Annotated in this window: 16 protein-coding genes; 12 read left to right on the top strand and 4 right to left on the bottom strand. The window is 43.6% G+C overall.

Annotation, left to right across the window (positions count from 1 at the left end; genetic code table 11):
- Positions 1–54: 54 nt before the first annotated feature.
- The 3 genes from QPK24_RS14265 to QPK24_RS14255 all read right to left on the bottom strand — a co-directional run bounded on the left by QPK24_RS14265 (position 55) and on the right by QPK24_RS14255 (position 2583).
- Positions 55–1032, bottom strand: a complete 978-nt coding sequence (locus QPK24_RS14265; protein WP_285742164.1) for an electron transfer flavoprotein subunit alpha/FixB family protein — start codon at positions 1030–1032, stop codon at positions 55–57.
- 127 nt (positions 1033–1159) lie between these two features.
- Positions 1160–1927, bottom strand: coding sequence for an electron transfer flavoprotein subunit beta/FixA family protein (locus tag QPK24_RS14260; protein ID WP_285742162.1), 768 nt, complete (start codon positions 1925–1927; stop codon positions 1160–1162).
- A gap of 71 nt (positions 1928–1998) precedes the next feature.
- A complete protein-coding gene (locus tag QPK24_RS14255) occupies positions 1999–2583 on the bottom strand; it encodes a fatty acid metabolism transcriptional regulator FadR (RefSeq protein WP_285742160.1) in 585 nt (194 codons plus the stop codon).
- A 366-nt stretch (positions 2584–2949) separates the two neighbouring features.
- On the opposite strand from QPK24_RS14255, the gene QPK24_RS14250 reads away from it, so the two are divergent.
- The 7 genes from QPK24_RS14250 (at position 2950) to QPK24_RS14220 (ending at position 15457) form a co-directional block, all read left to right on the top strand.
- Complete coding sequence (locus QPK24_RS14250) at positions 2950–5136, top strand: (Fe-S)-binding protein (protein ID WP_285742158.1); 2187 nt, start codon at positions 2950–2952, stop codon at positions 5134–5136.
- Positions 5133–7565 carry a 3-hydroxyacyl-CoA dehydrogenase/enoyl-CoA hydratase family protein gene (locus tag QPK24_RS14245; protein ID WP_285742156.1) on the top strand — a complete coding sequence of 811 codons (2433 nt, stop codon included), beginning with the start codon at positions 5133–5135 and terminating at the stop codon, positions 7563–7565. Before QPK24_RS14250 ends, QPK24_RS14245 begins: the two co-directional genes overlap by 4 nt.
- Before the next feature lie 150 nt (positions 7566–7715).
- Positions 7716–8921 carry an acetyl-CoA C-acyltransferase gene (locus tag QPK24_RS14240; protein ID WP_285742154.1) on the top strand — a complete coding sequence of 402 codons (1206 nt, stop codon included), beginning with the start codon at positions 7716–7718 and terminating at the stop codon, positions 8919–8921.
- A gap of 1217 nt (positions 8922–10138) precedes the next feature.
- Complete coding sequence (locus tag QPK24_RS14235; protein ID WP_285742152.1) at positions 10139–11929, top strand: acyl-CoA dehydrogenase family protein; 1791 nt, start codon at positions 10139–10141, stop codon at positions 11927–11929.
- An 88-nt stretch (positions 11930–12017) separates the two neighbouring features.
- Positions 12018–13694 (top strand): long-chain-fatty-acid--CoA ligase, encoded by a 1677-nt coding sequence (locus QPK24_RS14230; protein WP_285742150.1) that lies wholly within the window; start codon positions 12018–12020, stop codon positions 13692–13694.
- Positions 13695–13735: 41 nt separating this feature from the next.
- Entirely contained in the window at positions 13736–14149 is a 414-nt protein-coding gene (locus QPK24_RS14225; protein WP_285742147.1) for a PaaI family thioesterase, read from the top strand.
- 192 nt (positions 14150–14341) lie between these two features.
- A complete protein-coding gene (locus QPK24_RS14220; RefSeq protein WP_285742145.1) occupies positions 14342–15457 on the top strand; it encodes a WD40/YVTN/BNR-like repeat-containing protein in 1116 nt (371 codons plus the stop codon).
- 120 nt (positions 15458–15577) lie between these two features.
- Here the strand turns inward: QPK24_RS14220 and QPK24_RS14215 are convergent, their stop codons facing one another.
- On the bottom strand, positions 15578–16126 hold the full coding sequence (locus QPK24_RS14215) for a recombinase family protein (protein WP_285742143.1): 549 nt from the start codon (positions 16124–16126) through the stop codon (positions 15578–15580).
- 144 nt (positions 16127–16270) lie between these two features.
- Between QPK24_RS14215 and QPK24_RS14210 the strand changes: the two genes are divergently transcribed.
- The 5 genes from QPK24_RS14210 (at position 16271) to QPK24_RS14190 (ending at position 20626) form a co-directional block, all read left to right on the top strand.
- Entirely contained in the window at positions 16271–17734 is a 1464-nt protein-coding gene (locus QPK24_RS14210) for a SulP family inorganic anion transporter (RefSeq protein ID WP_285742141.1), read from the top strand.
- Between the two features lie 80 nt (positions 17735–17814).
- Positions 17815–18210 (top strand): hypothetical protein, encoded by a 396-nt coding sequence (locus tag QPK24_RS14205; RefSeq protein WP_213531539.1) that lies wholly within the window; start codon positions 17815–17817, stop codon positions 18208–18210.
- A gap of 94 nt (positions 18211–18304) precedes the next feature.
- Positions 18305–18994, top strand: a complete 690-nt coding sequence (locus tag QPK24_RS14200) for a helix-turn-helix domain-containing protein (protein ID WP_285742137.1) — start codon at positions 18305–18307, stop codon at positions 18992–18994.
- A 20-nt stretch (positions 18995–19014) separates the two neighbouring features.
- Complete coding sequence (locus QPK24_RS14195; RefSeq protein ID WP_320416924.1) at positions 19015–19869, top strand: IS3 family transposase; 855 nt, start codon at positions 19015–19017, stop codon at positions 19867–19869.
- 220 nt (positions 19870–20089) lie between these two features.
- On the top strand, positions 20090–20626 hold the full coding sequence (locus tag QPK24_RS14190; RefSeq protein WP_213531541.1) for a PadR family transcriptional regulator: 537 nt from the start codon (positions 20090–20092) through the stop codon (positions 20624–20626).
- Positions 20627–20632: the final 6 nt, after the last annotated feature.

Below are 20632 nucleotides of genomic sequence, written 5' to 3'. Positions count from 1 at the left end.
TTTTATTTTACAATCCTATTAATTTCGTAGTTCAAGCATCCCAACATCAATGAATTATACAAGCACTTTACGGAATTCTTCGGTGAGAAGCGGTACCACTTCAAATAAATCGCCAACGATACCATAGTCTGCGACTTTAAAAATCGGTGCTTCTGGATCTTTATTGATCGCAATAATGACCTTGGATTGACTCATGCCCGCCAAATGCTGGATGGCTCCGCTTATGCCGCAGGCGATATAGATCTCAGGAGTTACTACTTTACCGGTCTGACCGATTTGAAGGGAGTAATCACAGTATCCTGCATCGCAGGCTCCGCGGGAAGCACCAACAGCCCCCCCTAATAAATCGGCAAGTTCTTCGAGAGGTTTAAAACCATCTTCACTCTTGACACCGCGGCCCCCAGAGATCACCACTTTAGCTTCCGTCAGATCAACTTTTCCTGTAGCTTTGCTCACGACATCTTTAATCACAGTCCGCAGGGAAGGGGCGGGATAAGCGATATCTACTACACTTGATGGAGCAGCATTCTCGCTTAATTCCGCAGGTTTAATATTGTTAGGACGGATGGTAACGACAGCAGGAGTGGATTCAAATACACGTTTCTCAAATGCCTTCCCTGCATAAAGAGGCCGCGTAAAAATCGTTTCCCCTTCTTCATGATCAATCGCGGTTACGTCGGAAATCTGACCTGCCTGTAAATAGGCTGCAACTTGCGGAGCGAGATCCCGTCCAATGGCGGTATGACCAAAAAGTACGATATCTGGTTTCATTTGATCCAGTGCAGCCTTAATTGCAGCAAAGTAAGCATCGGGATTATAGTGCACCAGGTCTGCATGTTCCATGGTAACAACATGATCTGCTCCGTAAGGAAGGATCGCAGATATCGCTTCCGTAATTTGAGACCCAGCAACAAAAGCGCAGATGGTATCCCCTTCCTTCGCAATGAGCTGAGCTGCACCTAACGTCTCCTTAGCAACTTGACGTAACTTACCTTCACGGCTTTCAGCGTAAATGAATATCGTTCTGCTCATAAGCTTAACCTCCCGGGCAATATAGATAAATCAAGCAGGGGACCATGGTTCACAAAAAAATTGCATGTAGGACATTCTACTTGCCATACAGTTATAAAAACATCACAATTGAAAACGCATTCAAAAGTTAAATCACTTTAGACTTCGTTCGCAGTAAGGAAACAAGTTCGGATACCGCTTCGGCAGGTTCACCTATTAGAATTTGCCCAGCACTTCGTTCTGGGGGGAGCGTGAGTTCGGTTTGTTTTGTCGCTGGCTTCACTTCATCCTCCGTAAGGTCGAGATCTTCAAGCGTGTAAGTTTTGAATGGTTTTTTCTTCGCTTTCATAATGCCGGGCAGGGAAGGATAGCGGGGTTCGTTTAGTCCTTGTTGAGCAGTGAATAGAGCTGGTAAGGGGAGGGTAAGTATTTCAAGGTCTCCTTCTGCATCACGGTGTACTTCAGCGGTGGTTCCGTTGATCGTCAGTTTAGTGATGGAAGCGGTATGGGGGATACTCAGCATGTTCGCAAGCCGAATCGCCACTTGACCCGATCCGCGATCGACTGAGAAATTACCGCCAAGAATAAGGTCTGGATTTTCTTTGGATAGATAGGTATATAGAACTTTGGAGACAGCATACTCATCATCTGGAATTCGGTCATCTGAGATGAGGACTGCCTCATCGGCACCCATGGCAAGGGCAGTGCGCAGCGCTTCTGCGGCTCGACTGGGACCGAGGGATACAAGGGTTACACTGCCGCCAAATTCATCTCGAAGCTTGACGGCTTCCTCCACTGCATATTCATCATAAGGGTTAATGACAAACTTGACTCCATCTTCCACAATGTTACCTTGCTTCACTACGATTTTTTCCTCTGTATCAAATGTTTGTTTCATGAGCACTACCATTTTCATCGTTTACGCTCTCCCTTCAAAATGATGCTTGTGAGTTTTTTATATGTGAATCGCAGAGATGTAGAACCTCTCTATTTGGAAACGCCATGAATAAAAAACTGAAGTGTTTCATTCACTTGATCACGCAAGGAGTACTTTTGACCCGATAAAAGCCAAGAAGTAACAACTTCGTCCATGGAACCGAAAATTAAATTCCGCACAAGTTTCACATTGAGGTTCGCCCGAAACTGTCCATTGTCGATCCCTTGTTGAACAATATTCTCGATCAGCTCGATGTAAGGTTTCAGCGTAATCCCTATTTCTTTTCGCAGTTCCAGCTCACTTTGCCGCATTTCAATCTGAGTCACATAAGCAAGCTCTGGATTATTCTCAAGTTCCGTGTAATGAATGGTGCAGATCATTCGCAGTGCTTCACATGCATCATTTGTCTCAGCTACGCTTTCATGAAACTTATTTACCAGTTCTCCAAGCTTCTCTTGGAATAGATGAATGAGTATGTCCTCCTTTCTTTTAAAATACAAATAAATCGTTCCATCCGCTACGCCTGCTGCTTTGGCAATTTTGGAAACTTGGGAACGGTGATAGCCGTTTTCAGCAAATACCTTGAGAGCGCCCTGAAGAATCAAATCATATTTTTCTGTTTTTTTACTTGTCATATCGTCACCCCGATGTTAGACTACAATTAAATTTATGAATGAATACTCATTCAGTTTCTTTTGATCATCATAGAATACGTTCTGATCATTGTCAACGACGGGTTAACAAATACTAAATATGCGGCAAATACATCTACTTTATAGAGAATAGAGACGTTCATCATTCACGTTATTTGACGAATCCATGTTGTAATACAGTCAAACGGAGTATGGAGGTCTCTTTTTTATACATTAGATGAAAGCGCTTCATATGTAAGTTTCCCTAGTCTTGACTTGGTGAGAAATATAGAAGGGAGTGACACATCGTAGAAAACGGTAAAGAGAAGGATTCTAGGTAAAGAATGAAGATACAAGGGGCTGATGAGGATGATCTTGCAAATCGGAAATGCGCTGCTCTTTTTCCTCGTTACTGGTCTGGCGGTATATCTGTTCCTAAGAGTCGTGTATCATCGGTATCTGTATATTCGTTTAGGAAAACCGGCTGACCTCAGGCGAGATGTGAACGAACGATTACGCGCCTTTGCCGTTCAGGTATTTGGTCAAACGAAACTTTTTAAAGATCCAAGAAGCGGCATTATGCACTTTGTTGTCTTTTACGGTTTTATTATTTTACAGTTTGGCGCTCTGGATATTATATGGAAAGGTCTAAGTGGTCATCAGCTTCCGATTCCGGGTTATGAAGGATTTATTCTCATACAGGAGATTACTGTTGTCCTCATTCTTCTGGCTATCGCATACGCCGCATACCGCAGATATGGGGAGAAGCTGGACCGGTTAAAACGTGGATTTAAACCTAGTATTGTCGTCATCTTCATTACTGCGCTTATGATATCTGTACTATTTACCATGGCATTCGAAAGAGTAAGAGAAGGAGGGGCATCATCTCCACTGGCTCCGATCTCATCAAGTCTTGCGGCTGCTGTAAGCTGGATGCCTGACATGGCAATAAGCGCACTATACTATGTAAGCTGGTGGCTGCATCTCCTAATCTTGCTGTCATTCCTGCTATATGTTCCTCAATCCAAACACTTTCATCTCATAACAGCCCCTATCAATATTTTATTTCGCAGAACAAATGCCCCAGGAAAACTAACCGCATTAGACCTCGATGATGAAGAAGCTGAATCCTACGGTGTAGGTAAAATCGAAGATTTCACTCAGAAACAAATGCTTGATTTCTATGCATGCGTTGAATGTGGACGCTGTACGAATGTCTGTCCTGCAGCAAGTACAGGAAAGATGTTGTCGCCCATGCACATGATCGTGAAACTGAGAGATCATTTGACGGAAAAAGGAGCTCTGCTCACTTCCAAATCCCCTTGGGTACCGGCTGGCGTATTTGGATACTCGGGAGTTTATAGGGTGGATGAAACAAAGCACGAACTCACGGAGTGGAAGGGAGAAGGTATTACTGATATTCGTCCTACGATGGCAGCTCAGAAGAAAGCATGGCATCAGGTGGAAGGTGTAAATGTCAGTGATGTTCAGCTTATTGGCGGAGTGATGACAGAAGAAGAAATATGGGCTTGTACGACTTGCCGTAATTGCGAAGATCAGTGCCCCGTTTCCAATGAACATGTAGACAAAATTGTTGATCTGCGCAGACATCTTGTTCTTATGGAAGGCAGTGTGCCGCAAGAAGGACAAAGAGCGATGCAGAACATTGAGCGTCAAGGGAATCCTTGGGGCATCAGCCGGGCTGATCGCAGTAAATGGGTAAAAGAAATCGATCCGGAAGATACCCTTCATCTTCAGATTCCGACCGTGAAAGAGAATCCGACCTTCGAATATTTATTTTTTGTAGGTTCGATGGGTTCCTATGATAATCGCAGCCGGAAAATAACCCGTGCGTTTGTTCGCTTGATGAATGAAGCAGGCGTGAACTTCGCTATTCTGGGTAACGAAGAAAAAAATTCAGGCGACACACCGCGCCGAATGGGTAACGAATTTCTGTTCCAGCAATTATGTGCTGAGAATATCGAGATTTTTAACAAATATGGTGTCCATAAGATCGTCACCGCTTGTCCGCACACTTTTAACATTTTTAAGAACGAATACCCTGATTTTGGGCTAAAGGCAGAAGTACTGCACCATACGCAGCTCCTGGACCAACTTGTGAAAGAAGGAAGACTCTCTCCGAAACATACGGTGGAAGAAAAGATTACGTATCACGATTCTTGTTATCTTGGTCGGTACAACGATGTATATGATCAGCCGCGTGATGTACTGAGGGCGATCCCGGGCATAACACTGCTTGAAATGGAGCGAACTCGTGAAAATGGAATGTGCTGCGGTGCCGGCGGGGGGCAGATGTGGATGGAAGAGGATGAAGGAAAACGGGTGAATCTAGCCCGAACAGAGCAAGCCCTTGCGGTATCGCCAACGATGATTAGTTCCGCTTGTCCTTACTGCCTGACGATGCTGGAAGATGGTACGAAGCTGCAAGAAGTAGAAGAGCAAGTGAAAACTCGGGATATTGCTGAGATTTTGGAGGAGTCTGTGTTTGGAAGAAAAGAAAAAGAAACTCGCCAACGGGAGGTCGTAGTGAAATGAATAAAACGTTAGCAAAAGATACGGCTCACAAAACTGCTTCTAGGACGATTTCAAAAGCCGCCGTGATCGGGTCCGGTGTTATGGGGTCGGGTATTGCAGCCCATCTGGCCAATGCAGGCATTCCTTGTTTATTGCTTGATGTTGTTCCAAAGTCGCCAAGCGCAGAAGATGAAAAAGCAGGGTTAAGCCTTGGGGACCCTAAGTTTAGAAATAAGCTGGCGACAAAAGCAATTGCAGCTCTTCCTAAATCGAGTTCGGCCCCGCTTTATGCGGCAGATTTTGTAGAGCGAATTACACCGGGGAATATAACAGATCATTTCCATCTACTGAAAGATGTGGACTGGATTATCGAAGTGGTGACGGAAAAGCTTGAGATAAAGAAATCCATCCTAAAACAGATTGAAGAAGTGGTGAAGGAAGGAACGATCGTAAGTACCAACACTTCGGGAATCTCAGTTAATGCGATGGTGGAGGACTGCAGCGTAAATTTCCGCAGAAACTTTATTGGAACTCATTTCTTCAACCCTCCTAGACATATGAAGCTGCTAGAGATCATTCCAGGATACGATACGGATCCGCAGATCACCGCATTTATGGCAGATTTCTGTACAAAAAGGCTTGGCAAAGGGGTTGTCCTAGCAAAAGATACACCTAATTTTATATCTAACCGAATTGGCACATATGGACTGCTCGTTACTTTACATGAAATGCAAGAGAACAACTATACCGTAGAAGAAGTAGATGCAGCGACAGGACCTGTTCTCGGCAGGCCGAAAAGCGCGACCTTCCGCACCCTGGATCTTGTCGGCATCGATACGTTTGTTCATGTTGCTCAGAATGTATATGACAGCGTTCCAGCCGGACCGGAGAAAGACATTTTCACTGTACCTGATGTCCTAAATGAATTGGTAGCACAAGGTTGGATTGGAGAAAAGGGCGGGCAAGGTTTCTATAAAAAAGTGAAAGGGGAAGAGGGCAGCAAGATACTCTCACTTGATCTGTCCACGATGAACTATAATCCAAGCGCAAAAGTTAGATCTGCTTCCATTGAAGCTGCAAAAGCGGTAAAAGGGTCAAAGAAGAAAATAAAAGCATTCCTTGGTGCGAAGGATCGTTATTCGGAGCTGGCTTGGAATGTGCTTAAACAAGTACTAGTCTATTCTGCTGAAAAACTGGGGGAAATTGCAGATTCCATTGAAGATATCGATAATGCAATGAAATGGGGCTTTAACTGGGAGCTTGGACCCTTTGAAACTTGGGATTTGATTGGATTACCCGAATCCGTACAGCGGATGGAAGCAGAAGGTCTTGTCGTCCCAGCGTGGGTGAAAGAATGGATAGCTGCGGGCAACAGGTCTTTCTATGAGCAAAAAGACGGAGCTGTATTCCACTTTTACAAAGGAGCTTACAAAGAAGTCGAAATACAGCCAGAAGTGATCTCTCTTCAAAGCTTAAAGGCACAGAACAAGGTCATTCGCCAAAACTCGGGTGCGAACCTGATTGATCTTGGAGATGACGTCGCTTGTCTGGAGTTTACTTCGCCGAACAATGCGATTGGTGCAGATATTCTAGTCATGATCCAGCAAAGTGCCGAGGAAGTGAGAAATAATTATCGCGGCCTTGTTATTGCGAATGAAGGGCGTAACTTCTGTGTGGGCGCAAATCTCATGCTCATGCTGATGGAAGCACAAAGCGGTGACTGGGATGAAGTGGATGATATCATCCGTTTATTCCAAGGCAGTATGATGAAATTAAAAGGACTTGAAAAACCGGTTGTGGCAGCACCTCACCGAATGACCCTCGGCGGCGGTGTGGAGGCTTGTCTTCCAGCAGATCGCATTATTTTCTCCGCAGAATCTTACTTTGGATTAGTCGAGACCGGTGTAGGACTCATTCCTGCGGGCGGCGGTTGTAAAGAACTGGCACTCATGACAAGTGACCGTTATAGAGATCCTGATTCAGATCTTCAGCCTGAGTTAAACCGTATTTTTGAAATGATTGCTATGGCGAAAACATCAACGAGTGGTCATGAAGCACTTCGTATGTATGGTCGCCGTCATGACAGTGTCGTTATGAATCAAGATTTCCGTATATACGAAGCAAAACAAGCGGTGCTTGAAATGGAGCGGGCAGGCTACCAGCCAAACCTACCTGCTAAAGCAAGAGTAGCGGGAAGAGACGGCCGCGCGGTTCTGCAAGTGGGGGCCCTTGGATTAAAAAACAGCGGGTATATTAGTGATCATGATTATCTGATTGCAAGGAAATTAGCACACGTTCTGACCGGAGGAGATGTGGCGCAAGGAACAGTGGTTAGTGAACAATATTTGCTTGATCTGGAACGGGAAGCTTTTCTCAGCCTGCTTGGAGAAGTGAAAACACAGCAGCGTATGCAGCACATGTTGTCCAAAGGAAAACCGCTGCGTAACTGAATCCATTTCATACTACCTAGTTGCTTTAATCAGGGCATTATATAGATAAAAACGGTTTTGTTTTTCTATATATAGTTACAAATTCATCATTTTAATGGGTTATGAAATTGATTCAACTAGTCTTTTAATCCAAAAGATGAGGTGAAAATCATGAGAGAAGCCGTGATTGTATCGCTGGCTCGGACTGCGATCGGGAAAGCGAAGAAGGGGAGTCTCGCGCAGACGAGAGTAGAGGATTTAGGAAAAGCGGTACTCGAAGCCGTTATTAACCGTGCACCGGGACTGCAAAAAGAAGATGTGGACGATATTATCCTTGGCTGTGCAATGCCAGAGGGTGAGCAAGGTTTAAATGTAGCAAGAATTATTTCGCTATATGCAGGGTACCCGGTTACGGTTCCTGCGCTGACGGTCAATCGCTTCTGTTCTTCTGGCTTACAAGCCATTTCTTTTGCAGCAGAGCGCATTATGCTTGGGCACGCAGATGTGATCATTGCTGGTGGTGTGGAGAGCATGAGTCATGTACCCATGACTGGATTCAAGCCTGCTCCTCACCACCGAATTGTGGAAGATATGCCGGAAGTGTACATGGGCATGGGGCATACGGCGGAAGAAGTTGCACGAAGATTCGGTGTGGATCGCGAAGCGCAGGATGCCTTTGCAGTAGAAAGTCACCGCAAAGCTGCAGCAGCGATCGCGTTAGGTAAATTCCGAGAAGAAATCGTGCCTGTCACTGCAGCCGCCACTTCAGTAGACGAACAAGGAAGAGTGCGGAGCCGTACGTTCACATTTGATACCGATGAAGGAGTACGTGAAGATACTTCAATGGAAGGACTCGGTCGTCTCAGACCTGCATTTTCCATCAAAGGTACGGTAACGGCAGGGAATGCTTCTCAGACCAGTGACGGAGCTGCGGCTGTTGCAGTGATGAGCCGGGAAAAAGCGCAGGAACTTGGACTTACACCGCTTGCTACTTTTCGTTCATTTGCCCTTGCCGGGGTGGAACCGGAGGTGATGGGAGTAGGTCCCGTCGAAGCGATTCCCAAGGCGCTTAAAATGGCAGGAATCGAAAAAGACGATGTAAACCTCTATGAAATCAATGAAGCTTTTGCATCGCAATGCCTTCATATTATCCGAGCCTTAGAACTTGATGAGAACAAGGTGAATGTGAACGGAGGGGCAATAGCCCTGGGTCACCCACTAGGCTGTACAGGCGCCAAACTTACGGTTAGCTTGATCTCCGAACTAGCTAGGCGGGGAGGAGGTTACGGAGTAGTAAGTATGTGTATCGGCGGAGGGATGGGAGCTGCCGGGGTGTTTGAAGTCCATGCACAGAAACAGTTCAGTATGGGTTATTGAGTCACAAAATGACATATCTTACTGAAAAAATATAAGACACTGATAGACATAGCATATGCAGACAATGTTTTGAAACAAATTGCCGAGAAATGCATTTACATCCTATCACTTGATTTCACCCGCTCTAATCTGCTTGCATAGAAGGCGGAATCATTCTGGGGAAGCAAGCGTTCCCTTTATGAACCTGGATTTCACCTACCTAATATCCTCTAATAGAATGCTGCAGTGATAAAAATGGACTGTTTAACGAGTACTGAACCATGAGAACTGAATTACCTCATGAGTTCCCAAAATGTCTTACGAATTACTGAACTGTCTTACGAATTACTGAACTGTCTTACGAATTACTGAACTATCTTACGAATTACTGAACAGTATTACGAATTACTAAACTGTCTTATAAATTACCGAACTGTTTTACGAGTTACTGAATGCTACTCGCGTACCCGCTTTCATGTCTAACATCCCAGTCTAAGGGTTACTTCCTTAGATTAGGATGCAGTGAGCCGGTATAGAGCTTAAAAATTCGCGCTGGAAGCAAAACTGGAAGCGAAACGAGCCCAAGCTGATTCTTATTACCTCATTACTCATACCTACACTCATACTCGCACTTGCACTTTTACTCACACTCACACTCTCACTTGCACTCATACTCGCACTTGTACTTGCATTCGCACTCACCTCACATTCGTACTCGTTCTTGCACTAGAACTTACACTCGAACTTATACTCACACTAACGTTCGCACTTGCACTCATACTCGCACTTGCATTCGCACTCACACTCACATTCGTACTCGTTCTTGCACTCGCACTAAGTAGGTCACTTTACCCAGGGCAGTTTCAAGGGGAGAAACCTTGAAACTCGCCCTTGCCTACACCAAATTTGTGTAGGAGCAGTATATCTTGTAAGCATTATCCAACCCTGCTTGCGTAGAAAGCGGAATCGTCCTGAAGAAGCGAAGCGCTCGTCTTTGAATCTGGATTTCAACCTTACCCGAGTTCCATCCAAGAAATCCAGATTCAACAGCGATCGTAAGGATGATCCGCATTCGAAGCATCACCTAACGATGCCCACCGATCCGCATTCGAAACACCACCTTACGATGCTCAATGGATCCGCATTCGAAGCACCACCTAACGATGCTCAATGGATCCGCATTCAAAGCACCACGCTGATTCACCACAAATCCCCTCCTGGAAGGAGCTACCACCCAAATGAGCGATAACCAAACCAAAGAACCAAAAATTAAAGGCGGAAGTTTTATCATCGATAACGTAGATGTGAATCGCATCGTAACCCCCGAGGATTTTACCGAAGAACACCGGATGATTGGAGAAACGGTTCGTGATTTTATTGATGGCGAAGTCATTCCTAAAGATGAGGAACTAGAGAAACTAAATTATGAGCTGACTGTAGAGCTGCTTCAAAAAGCGGGAGAGCTTGGACTTCTTGGAGCAGATGTTCCTGAGATGTTTGGAGGAATTGGTCTTGATAAAGTAAGCTCAACGATCATTACCGAGTATTTTTCCAAAAGTTCAGGGTTTGCCCTTTCCTTTGGAGCTCACGTAGGAATCGGGACGCTGCCCATCGTTTACTTTGGTACAGCGGAGCAGAAGCATAAATATTTACCCGACTTAGCAAGCGGAGCGAAAATCGCTGCATACTGTCTGACCGAACCAACGTCTGGTTCAGATGCCCTGGCTGCAAAGACAACAGCTCGGCTCTCAGAGGATGGGGAGCACTATATTTTAAATGGATCAAAACTATATATCACGAATGCGGGATTTGCCGATATTTTCATTGTCTATGCGAAGGTGCAGGGAGAACATTTCACTGCTTTTATTGTAGAGAAAGAGATGGAAGGATTTACGATCGGGCCGGAGGAAAAGAAAATGGGAATCAAAAGTTCCTCTACACGTCCGCTCTTTTTTGAAGATGTGAAAGTCCCAAAAGAAAATGTACTCGGAGAGATAGGAAAAGGTCACCGAATTGCTTTTAATATTCTTAACATCGGTCGGTATAAACTTGCGGCAGGTACTGTGGGTGCGTCGAAAGAATCGATAGAACTCAGTGCCAAGTATGCGAATACGCGCAAACAATTTGAAACACCGATCTCGAGCTTCCCGCTTATACGTAAAAAACTGGCTGAAATGAATATTATTACGTTTGTGATGGAAAGTATGGTATACCGTACAGCGGGGCTGCTGGATGAAGCGCTCGCAGACATTGATTACAATCATCCGGATGCAGGTGCTCACTCCGCAAACGCAATATCGGATTATGCTATTGAATGCTCGATTAATAAAGTGTTTTCTTCAGAAGGTCTCGATTTTATTGCAGATGAAGGAGTCCAGATTCATGGAGGGTATGGATACATTCAGGAATATAAAATTGAACGAATCTACCGAGATTCTCGTATTAATCGAATTTTTGAAGGAACGAATGAAATTAACCGGCTCCTTATACCTGGTACCTTAGTGAAAAAAGCGTTAAAAGGGGAAATCGCTCTTCTGCAAAAAGCACAAGGGCTGCAAGGTGAACTGCTGCAAATGGTTCCGGCTCAGGAATATGAAGGGGTGCTCGGACAAGAGGAACACATTCTGGATATAGTGAAGAAAATATTCCTGCTCACAGGCGGCTTTGCCGTGCAGAAACTAGGTACCAGCCTAGAGAAAGAACAAGAGACTTTATCCAACCTAGCGGATATTTTGATTGATGTGTTTGCACTGGAGAGTACGCTGCTTCGTACAAAGAAACAACTAACCCGCGTATCTGAAGAAAAAGTCTTGAACATGGTGGAGATGACGAAAGTGTATGCTTATGAAGCGCTGCAAAGAGCAGAAGCTGCCGCCAAGGAAACACTGACTTCGCTTGAATCCGGTGATCTGCTTCGGATGCAGTTATCTGTGCTGAAAAAACTAACAAAATTAAGTCCCGTAGACAAGGTAGCACTGAAACGCAGCATTGCCGCTAGGGTGGTAACAAACGAACGTTATACCGTATAACTGCGCATCATCTTTGCTAGATATAAAATCGTTTTGGATGAGGAGTAGGTCAGCAGGAAGCATTCCGAGAGGAAAGGATTGATATTCGATGAATGCAAAGCCCTGGCTTCCGTATTACCCGACCGAAGTGGCCCCTAGTTTTGATTATCCGAAGCAGAATCTGGCGCAGTTTTTGATCAGCTCTTCACAGCAGTATCCGAACCGGCCGGCCATGTATTTTATGGGAAAGACCATTCGTTATAAAAAGCTGCTGGAGTCTGCTTACCGTATGGCAAACGCGCTGAAAAGCAAAAGACTTAAGAAGGGGGATCGGGTGGCTATTATGCTGCCCAATTGTCCCCAGGTTGTAATTGCCTATTATGGAACTCTCCTTGCAGGGGGCATCGTGGTCATGACGAATCCGCTCTATGTAGAGCGGGAACTGGCATATCAATTGCAGGATTCAGGGACGAAGATCATGATTACCTTGGATCAATTTTATTCAAAAGTTCAGAATGTTGCTGAGGAGACGATGATTGAGCATACGATTGTTACGGCGATCCCTGATTACTTGCCTTTTATCAAAAAAATACTGTATCCCTTCGCCGCAAAAAAACAAGGACCGCTGCCACAAATTGAATACAGCCGATCGGTCCATTCGTTTACCGCACTTCTTGCTTCAGCGGACGATACACCTTGCTGTGAAAAGGTCAATGCAGACCATGATTTAGCATTATTACAGTACACTGGCGGGACGACAGGTGTTCCAAAAGGGGTCATGTTAACCCACACGAATCTCATCGCAAACACGATCCAATCCGCCAATTGGTGTTATCAAGTGGAGAATGGCAAAGAACGATATTTAGCTGTACTGCCTTGTTTTCATGTGTTTGGGCTTACTACGCTTCTCAGCCAAGGGGTCTACCGTGCAGGAATGCTGATCCTCATACCTAAATTCGATCCAAATTCCCTTCTCAAAATCATCGATAAGAAAAAACCAACCCTTTTTCCAGGAGCACCGACGATGTATATTGCCCTTATTAATCATCCTAAGATAAAAGAGTACGACTTATCTTCGATTAATGCCTGTATCAGCGGCTCGTCTGCGCTTCCGCTTGAAGTGCAAGATCGTTTTGAGGAGCTGACAAAAGGAAAATTAATCGAAGGTTACGGACTTACCGAAACTTCGCCTGTAACGCATGTAAACCCGATATGGGGGAGAAGAAAGATAGGAACAATTGGTATCCCGGTTCCTGACACCGAAGCGAAAGTGGTGAATCCAGCAACAGGTGAAGAAGTTCTGCCGGGGGAAGCAGGGGAACTCATTGTCAAAGGACCGCAGGTGATGAAGGGATATTGGAATAGACCAGAGGAAACCTTTGATACGATTCGAAACGGGTGGTTATTTACCGGTGACATGGCAACTATGGATGAGGAAGGCTACTTTTCGATTATTGACCGGAAAAAAGATATGATTATTGCAAGCGGATTCAATATTTATCCGCGTGAAATTGAAGAAGTTCTTTACGAACATCCAGCAGTAAAAGAGGCTGTTGTAATAGGAATAAAAGACGCATACCGCGGTGAAACAGTGAAAGCCTATATTGTCCTTAAGGATGGAAAGGCGCCTGATCCAAAAGATATAGAACGGTTTTGTCGTTCCCAGCTTGCAGCTTATAAAGTGCCTAAACACTATGTATTCCGTGAATCACTCCCGAAGACCCTTGTAGGTAAAGTGTTGCGTCGTAAATTACTTGAGGAAGAGGAAGAAACTCCGGCAGGTTGAAAGTTTGCGGCCTGCTCGGATAGAGAAGGAGGCTCTTTTTGATGGAGAGCATGGAAGGAAAGCAGTATCTTGAGTCATTGACGAAGGCAGCGGAACACACGTTTTGGGGATACCTGGGATGTGAGCTTACAGCTATTCAAAAGGGTGAAGTGGTGGTTACGCTTGATACGAAGCCGCACCATTTGAATCTCATGGGAATTGTTCATGGGGGTGTACTTTCTTCGCTGATGGATAACGCAATGGGAATTGCGGTCATGGTAAGGCGTCCTGGAGAAGCTTCAGTGACCAGTAACCTGAATGTGCATTTCGTTAAACCCGCGAAAAAAGGCCCGCTTACCGTTACCGCAAAAATAGTTCATGAAACCGGCCGATCGCTAACGACCGAATCACGAGTGTTAGATCGTGACCATGAACTGGTTGCCCTAAGTACGGGATCATTTCGGATCACAAAATAGATAGAAGCGTGAACCAGGGCAAAGAAGATAGTTCATTTTAGCTGATAGAACTCAGGCGAACCACCAAAGGTTCGTCTGTTTTTATGAGTTCACTCTTATATGAATATGATTACATATGCGCATATGGTTTAAGTAGATCATATAGGAAAACATGTAGACAAAAATCCGTCAAGAAGACAGGAGGCACGGTCAATGAAAATAAAAAAATTTACAAAAGGAATAGCAGCACTTGCAATGAGCGCCGCATTAGTAGCGGGTGTAATTCCAGCAGAGGCAGCGCCTCGATCAGCGAATGAGTTGTTTGGTAACAAGCCGGCAGGCTCGGATTATTTTCAGATTCGTGATATTCAGTTCTTGGGCGGTACTACCGGGAGAGCTGCTGGAAACGGGTTTATGATTGGTACTTCAAACTCCGGTAACGATTGGCAATCGATCTATACAGGGACATGGCAATTCACACAGCTGGATTTCATTAATAACACAACCGGTTGGATGCTCGCGAAATCCGCGGTGAATGGTCCGAATGCTCTGCTCTATACGAAAGACGGCGGCACAACACTGACCAAAATAATAACGGGATCTATGAATCTGGAACGGATCTCTTTTAAGAACAAAAACATAGGTTTTGGTTACTCTCGGGCATTTACCTACAAAACAGCAGATGGCGGACACCACTGGACGAAAATAAAAACACCAGCGAATACGAGATATGCTGATTTCACAGATGAGCAGAATGGATATGCACTTGTCGTGGTTCCTGGCTTCGGATACAAGATTCACAAAACAACAGATGGAGGCAAGAACTGGCGCTCTATTTTATCCGTCCCTTCAAAAGATATTAGCGGCGGGGAAATTGCGGCAGATAGAAATCAAGTGTGGATTAGACTTAACGGTGGAACGGGAATGTCCCAACAATCGTATGCGCTGTACTCTTCAAAAAATAACGGAGAAAGCTGGACGAAAGTAATCAGCCAAAATACAGCAGGCGGAGGTGAAGCACCTGGGAATTCAGCAGGTATGGTGCTAGAAGGACCCGCTTCTCCGGGTGGTCATCCTGGAAACCTATCGATCGCACAAGGCATCGTTTACCTTGGGGGATTCTCCCCGGCAGGTGAGAAGATTGGAGTAGGACGCTCCGATAATGGAGGCCAAACTTGGACTAACATGCCGCCGATCACCGGTTTCGAAAACGATATTGATTTTGTTGATGGGAAAATAGGCTGGATGGCGGATACCAGTTCAGATGGGGCTATTTATCTGACCAAAGACGGAGGGAAAACCTGGACACAGAAGCTGAAGATTGAGTAAGTAGTACTCTTAATAAATAGGGAATGATCGATTGAAAAAAGAGCTTTTCTGCCTGTGCGTTAAGGCTGAATTGCTCTTTTTCTTGTTTCCTGTACCTAAATTTGATTCATCCTCAAATTATTAATTTTCAGAGTCCAAGTAACGGTACAGCGTCGATTTACTGATCCCCGTTTCCTCGCGAATCTGGGCGAGACTATACTTATTACTCTGATACATAACAATCGCTCTTTTAACATTATCATCCGCTTTACGAGGCCGCCCTGGGTGATTGCCTTTCTGCTTTGCTTCATAAAGTCCTTTTTTCGTCTTTTCACTAATGACATCACTCTGAAAATCCACTAGATGTTTGACGATTTCAGGAAAAGGATACCCTTCGGATTTACTCGTATCAATGCCTTCAGCATATGAGTAGAGATGAGCTTGTTTCTCTTCCAGCTTTTGTAGTAGTTCTACAAGATGCCTGGTCGAATCGGCAAGTGCAAACAATTTGTATACAACAACGATATCGCCTTTGCTGAGTTCATTCATTAATTGTTCAAGTTCATATCTTCTTTTAGCGGATGCATGTTCTTCTATAACAATTTTATCACAGGACAACGGATCCAAAGCGCGAGTCTGCATGCTCAGTTCCTTGTCATCCTGATAGGGTCTCATATATCCGATGCGCATAGGTTTTTCTCCTAAACTATACTTTTACTCGTAATCATAACATACTTCAGAGTATCAAAAAGGTTCCATTTAGGAACGATTCGTGATACACTCATGGAAAAATACTACATGATTTATATCATAATGAAAAGGTGTGGAGTTAAGTTGGTTGAACGGTTAAAACGCAACTGGTTTTTTAATGTACGGGCAGATATATTATCAGGTATGGTCGTTGCGCTGGCGCTGATCCCAGAAGCGATTGCTTTTTCCCTGATCGCAGGTGTGAGTCCGATGGTAGGTCTTTATGCATCTTTCTGTATAGCCATTATTATTTCGTTTGCAGGAGGAAGACCGGCTATGATTTCAGCTGCAACCGGAGCTATGGCACTCGTGCTCGCCCCGCTTGTAAGAGATCATGGGATTGAGTATATGATTGCGGCTACGATATTAACCGGTGTTATTCAGTTTCTATTAGGTACTTTCAAGGTTGCTCGCCTAATGAAATTTATACCGAGGGCGGTAATGATCGGTTTTGTCAATTCCCTCGCTATTCTTATCTTTATGGCGCAGGTCCCCTATTTTTTAGGAAAATCACCCATGACCTTTGTTTTTCTAGGAATTACATTATTGATACTCATCTTCGTTCCAAGGTTTGTAAAAGTGGTCCCGGCTCCTTTAATTGCGATTGTTGTCCTTACGATTGTTTCTACAGTAGCGGGTGTACACCTTCAAACGGTAGGAGATATGGGCACAATTACAAAAACTCTTCCCAATTTATTGATTCCTAATGTTCCTCTGACGCTACATACGCTGCAGATCATTTTACCTTATTCCTTTGCGCTGGCACTTGTCGGTTTATTAGAGTCCCTGCTGACTTCTTCTATTATTGATGATATGACGGATACAGAAAGTGATAAGAACAGAGAAGCAAGAGGACAAGGCATCGCGAACTTCATCAACGGATTCTTTGGCGGTATGGCAGGGTGTGCGATGATTGGTCAATCGGTCATTAACGTGAAATCAGGAGGCAGAAGCAGGTTATCTACCCTCGTAGCTGGACTTTTCTTAATGTTCCTCATTCTAGTTCTTGGCGATTTTGTTGTCCTTATGCCCATGCCGGTATTAGCGGGAATTATGATCATGGTATGTGTGGGCACTTTTGACTGGACTTCCTTTCGTTATTTGAAAAAAGCTCCACGAGGAGATGCATTTGTCATGCTTATGACGGTGATCATCGTGGTAGCAACTCATGATTTATCGAAAGGTGTCATTGCTGGTGTCCTACTGAGTTCCATCTTCTTTGTTGCCAAGATTTCTAAACTTACCGTAACAAGTGAGAAGAAAGAGAATAAGCAAGTGTTTTATGTAAAAGGACAATTGTTCTTTGCTTCCACCCAAAGTTTTGAAAAAGCGTTCGATACATCGGTTCAAGAACAGCATATCGTTATTGATTTTTCAGATTCTCATATTTGGGATGATTCGGCTGTAGGAGCGATTGATAAAATTAGACTTAAATATGCAGAGAGTCATAATGAAGTTACCTTGATAGGTCTTAATGACTCCAGTCAGAAAATACTTCATCAGCTAGCCGTTATTCCTGAAAACATAGCGAACAGTGTAAGTTCGTAACCTGTAATTGGTTTATACATGTGCCGTCTGTTTAAATATTCATAATCTTAACCAAATCAAGTGATAAAAGAAGGATCGATATGAAAAAAACAAAGTACATTCCAGCGTTATTGATATTACTTATTGGATCTTTATTTCTAAATATGTTTCTCTATCAGTCACATAAAAATGAACAACATATATTTCAGACCAATCTCAATCAAAGAATAAGCAGTGAGCTTACTTTCTTTGCTTCTCAATTAGAAGAGGGGAAAATTCCGAATACTTCTCTTTTAAATTCGGCATCCATCATTGATACTTTATCGTATTACTCTGATATGAAAATAAGCTTCAATTTAGCATTTCTCATACAAGAGAAAATAGGAAATGATCAAACTATAAAAGATACAGATAAACTTAAAGAAAAGATTAGGAGTATACAAGAAGCTCCGGATCAAGAGAAAATAGTTGAACTGGGTATCCTTCTTAAACAATAAAATAAATAAAGGCCGATCTGTTTGATACGCTCCCATCATAGTAGACAGTAGAAAAAACAAAACTTCTACCTCTATCATGATGGGAGTTTTTGTAATGTCTAAAAGAAGCCCAATTCCATATGAAATTAAGATTCAGGTTGTAAGACGTTGCCTGCAGCATGAATCCAATCCCAACTACGAGGCAAAACAACTGGGGATCCATAAAAGCACGGTTACCGAATGGATAAGAAAATATCAAGCAGGTGGAGTGGAAGGTTTAAAAAAATCGAAAGGTTGGAAAGCTTACTCCAAAGAGTTACGACTGGCGGCGATACAAGATGCACTTTCTGGTGAACACTCTGTACGATCAGTGGTGAAAAAGTACCATATTTCGAGTAAATCTGTGTTAGAGAGCTGGATTTCCAAGTATACTGAAGGGGCGAAAATGAAACCAACTCCGAAAAGGATGGGATCCCCTCATATGAATAAAGGACGGAAAACGACTTACGAAGAACGTATTGAAATTGCACAATTCACCATCGCCCATGATTTAGATTACCAGAAAGCCATCGACAAGTACGATGTCTCTTATCAGCAAGTCTACACCTGGGTTCGTAAATATCAAACGAATGGTCACGAAGGGTTAAAAGACCTCCGAGGTCGTAAAAAACCGCTAGAGGAGCTAGATGAACAGGAAAGATTAAAGCTTCGGATTAAGGAACTCGAAGCGCGTAATGAGTACCTTGAAATGGAGAATGCACTCGCAAAAAAGTTGGCAGAGATCCGGCGAAGAAATACACACTAACCTACGTTCGGCATGCAGACATCTATCAAGCGATTAAGGAACTGCATGGCGAAAAGGGATATGCACTCACCAAGCTCTGTGAGCTCGCAGGAATCGCCCGATCTGCCTATTATAAGTGGCTGAAATGGACGCCATCCACCAGGGAACTCGAAAATCTTAAACTCGCCAAGGAAGTCAAGTGTCGCTATGACAAACGAAAAGGGATACTCGGTTATCGCCAAATGCGTATTCAGTTAAATCGCAAACTAAAAAAAGGCTACAACCGTAAACGCTATTACCGTATCATGCGCGCCCTTGAACTAAGGGCAGTGATTCGCAAAAAGCGGCCAAATTACGTGAAAGCTCCAGCCCTTCATATTGCAGAGAATGTCATGAACCGAAAATTCCAAGCGGATGCCCCTAACCAAAAGTGGTGCACCGATGTAACAGAATTAAAGTACGGAAATGGCCGTAAGGCCTATTTGAGTGCCATTATTGACGGATATGACAACTCCGTGGTGTCATGGGTACTCAGCCATTCCAATAACAATGAACTCGTTATGAATACAGTAAAGAAAGCTTACAAAAGGAACCCAGGTGCTAAGCCACTCTTGCACAGTGATAGAGGTTTTCAATACACCTCACATGAATACCAACGACTTCAAAAGAAATACAAGTTTAGAACAAGTATGTCTCGTGTAAGTCGGTGTTTGGACAACCAACCTATTGAGCGATTCTGGGGTACCTTTAAAACAGAAAGCTTTTATCTGGAGAAATACGATACATACGACAGTCTCCTTCGTAGTGTAAGAACTTATATCCATTATTACAATAATTTTCGATACACCGAACGACTTAACGGCTTATCCCCTAACGAATATCGACAAGCAGCATAACTAAGAAAAAATAATCCCCTCAGCTTTGATAACCGAGGGGATTGAATATTTATAATTTTGTTTTTTTATCTGTCTACTTGACAGGGTGCACTTCAGTTTTTTTATGTTCATTGTGATATTGATTTTTATATCGCTGCGATATATTATAATATAGGCTTATATCATAACGATATATTTGAACGGAAGTGTACTCCAAAATAAGAAAAGGAGGGTATGTATTTTGTATGAACTATTTGTTCTGGGAGAGTTAATGGATAGACCTATGCATGGATACCTACTTCATCATATCCTGTCCAGAATTATAGGTCCGGTAAGACAAGTTAGTTGGGGAGTGCTGTATCCGCTTATTCAAAGACTTGAAAAAGAGAAGTTCATTCAAATGTCAGGGAAAGATGGTAATAGGAAGGTTTATTGTATTACAGAAGCGGGTAAAGAGCAGTTTTTTCGATTAATGGACGAGAAAACATCGTATAATTCCGATGCAAAAGATTATTTTGATATCAAATTTGCAAATCTTCACCATGTTTCTAAGGAGCTGCAAGAACGGATCTATGAGGACTATCGTCAGTACTTGTGTTTTCTTCAAGAACATTGTGATCTTGGAATGAAAGTAGTTAAAAGAAATCCCATATTTACTGAGAAGGAACGCAAAAGCATTCAGAGGACGTTACTTCACCGGGCACATTTCATACGTTCAGAGATTTCTTGGCTTGAAGAGCAGCTAAGGGAACTACAGGACGAGGAAGAAAGTGAATAATAATCT

It is taken from the genome of Paenibacillus polygoni (assembly GCF_030263935.1).
Taxonomy (GTDB): Bacteria; Bacillota; Bacilli; order Paenibacillales; family Paenibacillaceae; genus Paenibacillus; species Paenibacillus polygoni.
The sequence above is the reverse complement of the archived record's forward strand: the minus strand, read 5'-3'. Positions and strand labels throughout refer to the sequence as shown.

Excerpts from the sequence above, each read along its gene's own strand:
- QPK24_RS14220 (WP_285742145.1), top strand. The coding sequence starts at position 14,342 with ATGAAAATAAAAAAATTTACAAAAGGAATAGCAGCACTTGCAATGAGC.
- QPK24_RS14215 (WP_285742143.1), bottom strand. The coding sequence starts at position 16,126 with ATGCGCATCGGATATATGAGACCCTATCAGGATGACAAGGAACTGAGC.
- QPK24_RS14205 (WP_213531539.1), top strand. The coding sequence starts at position 17,815 with ATGAAAAAAACAAAGTACATTCCAGCGTTATTGATATTACTTATTGGA.
- QPK24_RS14230 (WP_285742150.1), top strand. The coding sequence starts at position 12,018 with ATGAATGCAAAGCCCTGGCTTCCGTATTACCCGACCGAAGTGGCCCCT.
- QPK24_RS14200 (WP_285742137.1), top strand. The coding sequence starts at position 18,305 with ATGTCTAAAAGAAGCCCAATTCCATATGAAATTAAGATTCAGGTTGTA.
- QPK24_RS14260 (WP_285742162.1), bottom strand. The coding sequence starts at position 1,927 with ATGAAAATGGTAGTGCTCATGAAACAAACATTTGATACAGAGGAAAAA.
- QPK24_RS14240 (WP_285742154.1), top strand. The coding sequence starts at position 7,716 with ATGAGAGAAGCCGTGATTGTATCGCTGGCTCGGACTGCGATCGGGAAA.
- QPK24_RS14255 (WP_285742160.1), bottom strand. The coding sequence starts at position 2,583 with ATGACAAGTAAAAAAACAGAAAAATATGATTTGATTCTTCAGGGCGCT.
- QPK24_RS14225 (WP_285742147.1), top strand. The coding sequence starts at position 13,736 with ATGGAGAGCATGGAAGGAAAGCAGTATCTTGAGTCATTGACGAAGGCA.
- QPK24_RS14235 (WP_285742152.1), top strand. The coding sequence starts at position 10,139 with ATGAGCGATAACCAAACCAAAGAACCAAAAATTAAAGGCGGAAGTTTT.
- QPK24_RS14245 (WP_285742156.1), top strand. The coding sequence starts at position 5,133 with ATGAATAAAACGTTAGCAAAAGATACGGCTCACAAAACTGCTTCTAGG.
- QPK24_RS14250 (WP_285742158.1), top strand. The coding sequence starts at position 2,950 with ATGATCTTGCAAATCGGAAATGCGCTGCTCTTTTTCCTCGTTACTGGT.
- QPK24_RS14265 (WP_285742164.1), bottom strand. The coding sequence starts at position 1,032 with ATGAGCAGAACGATATTCATTTACGCTGAAAGCCGTGAAGGTAAGTTA.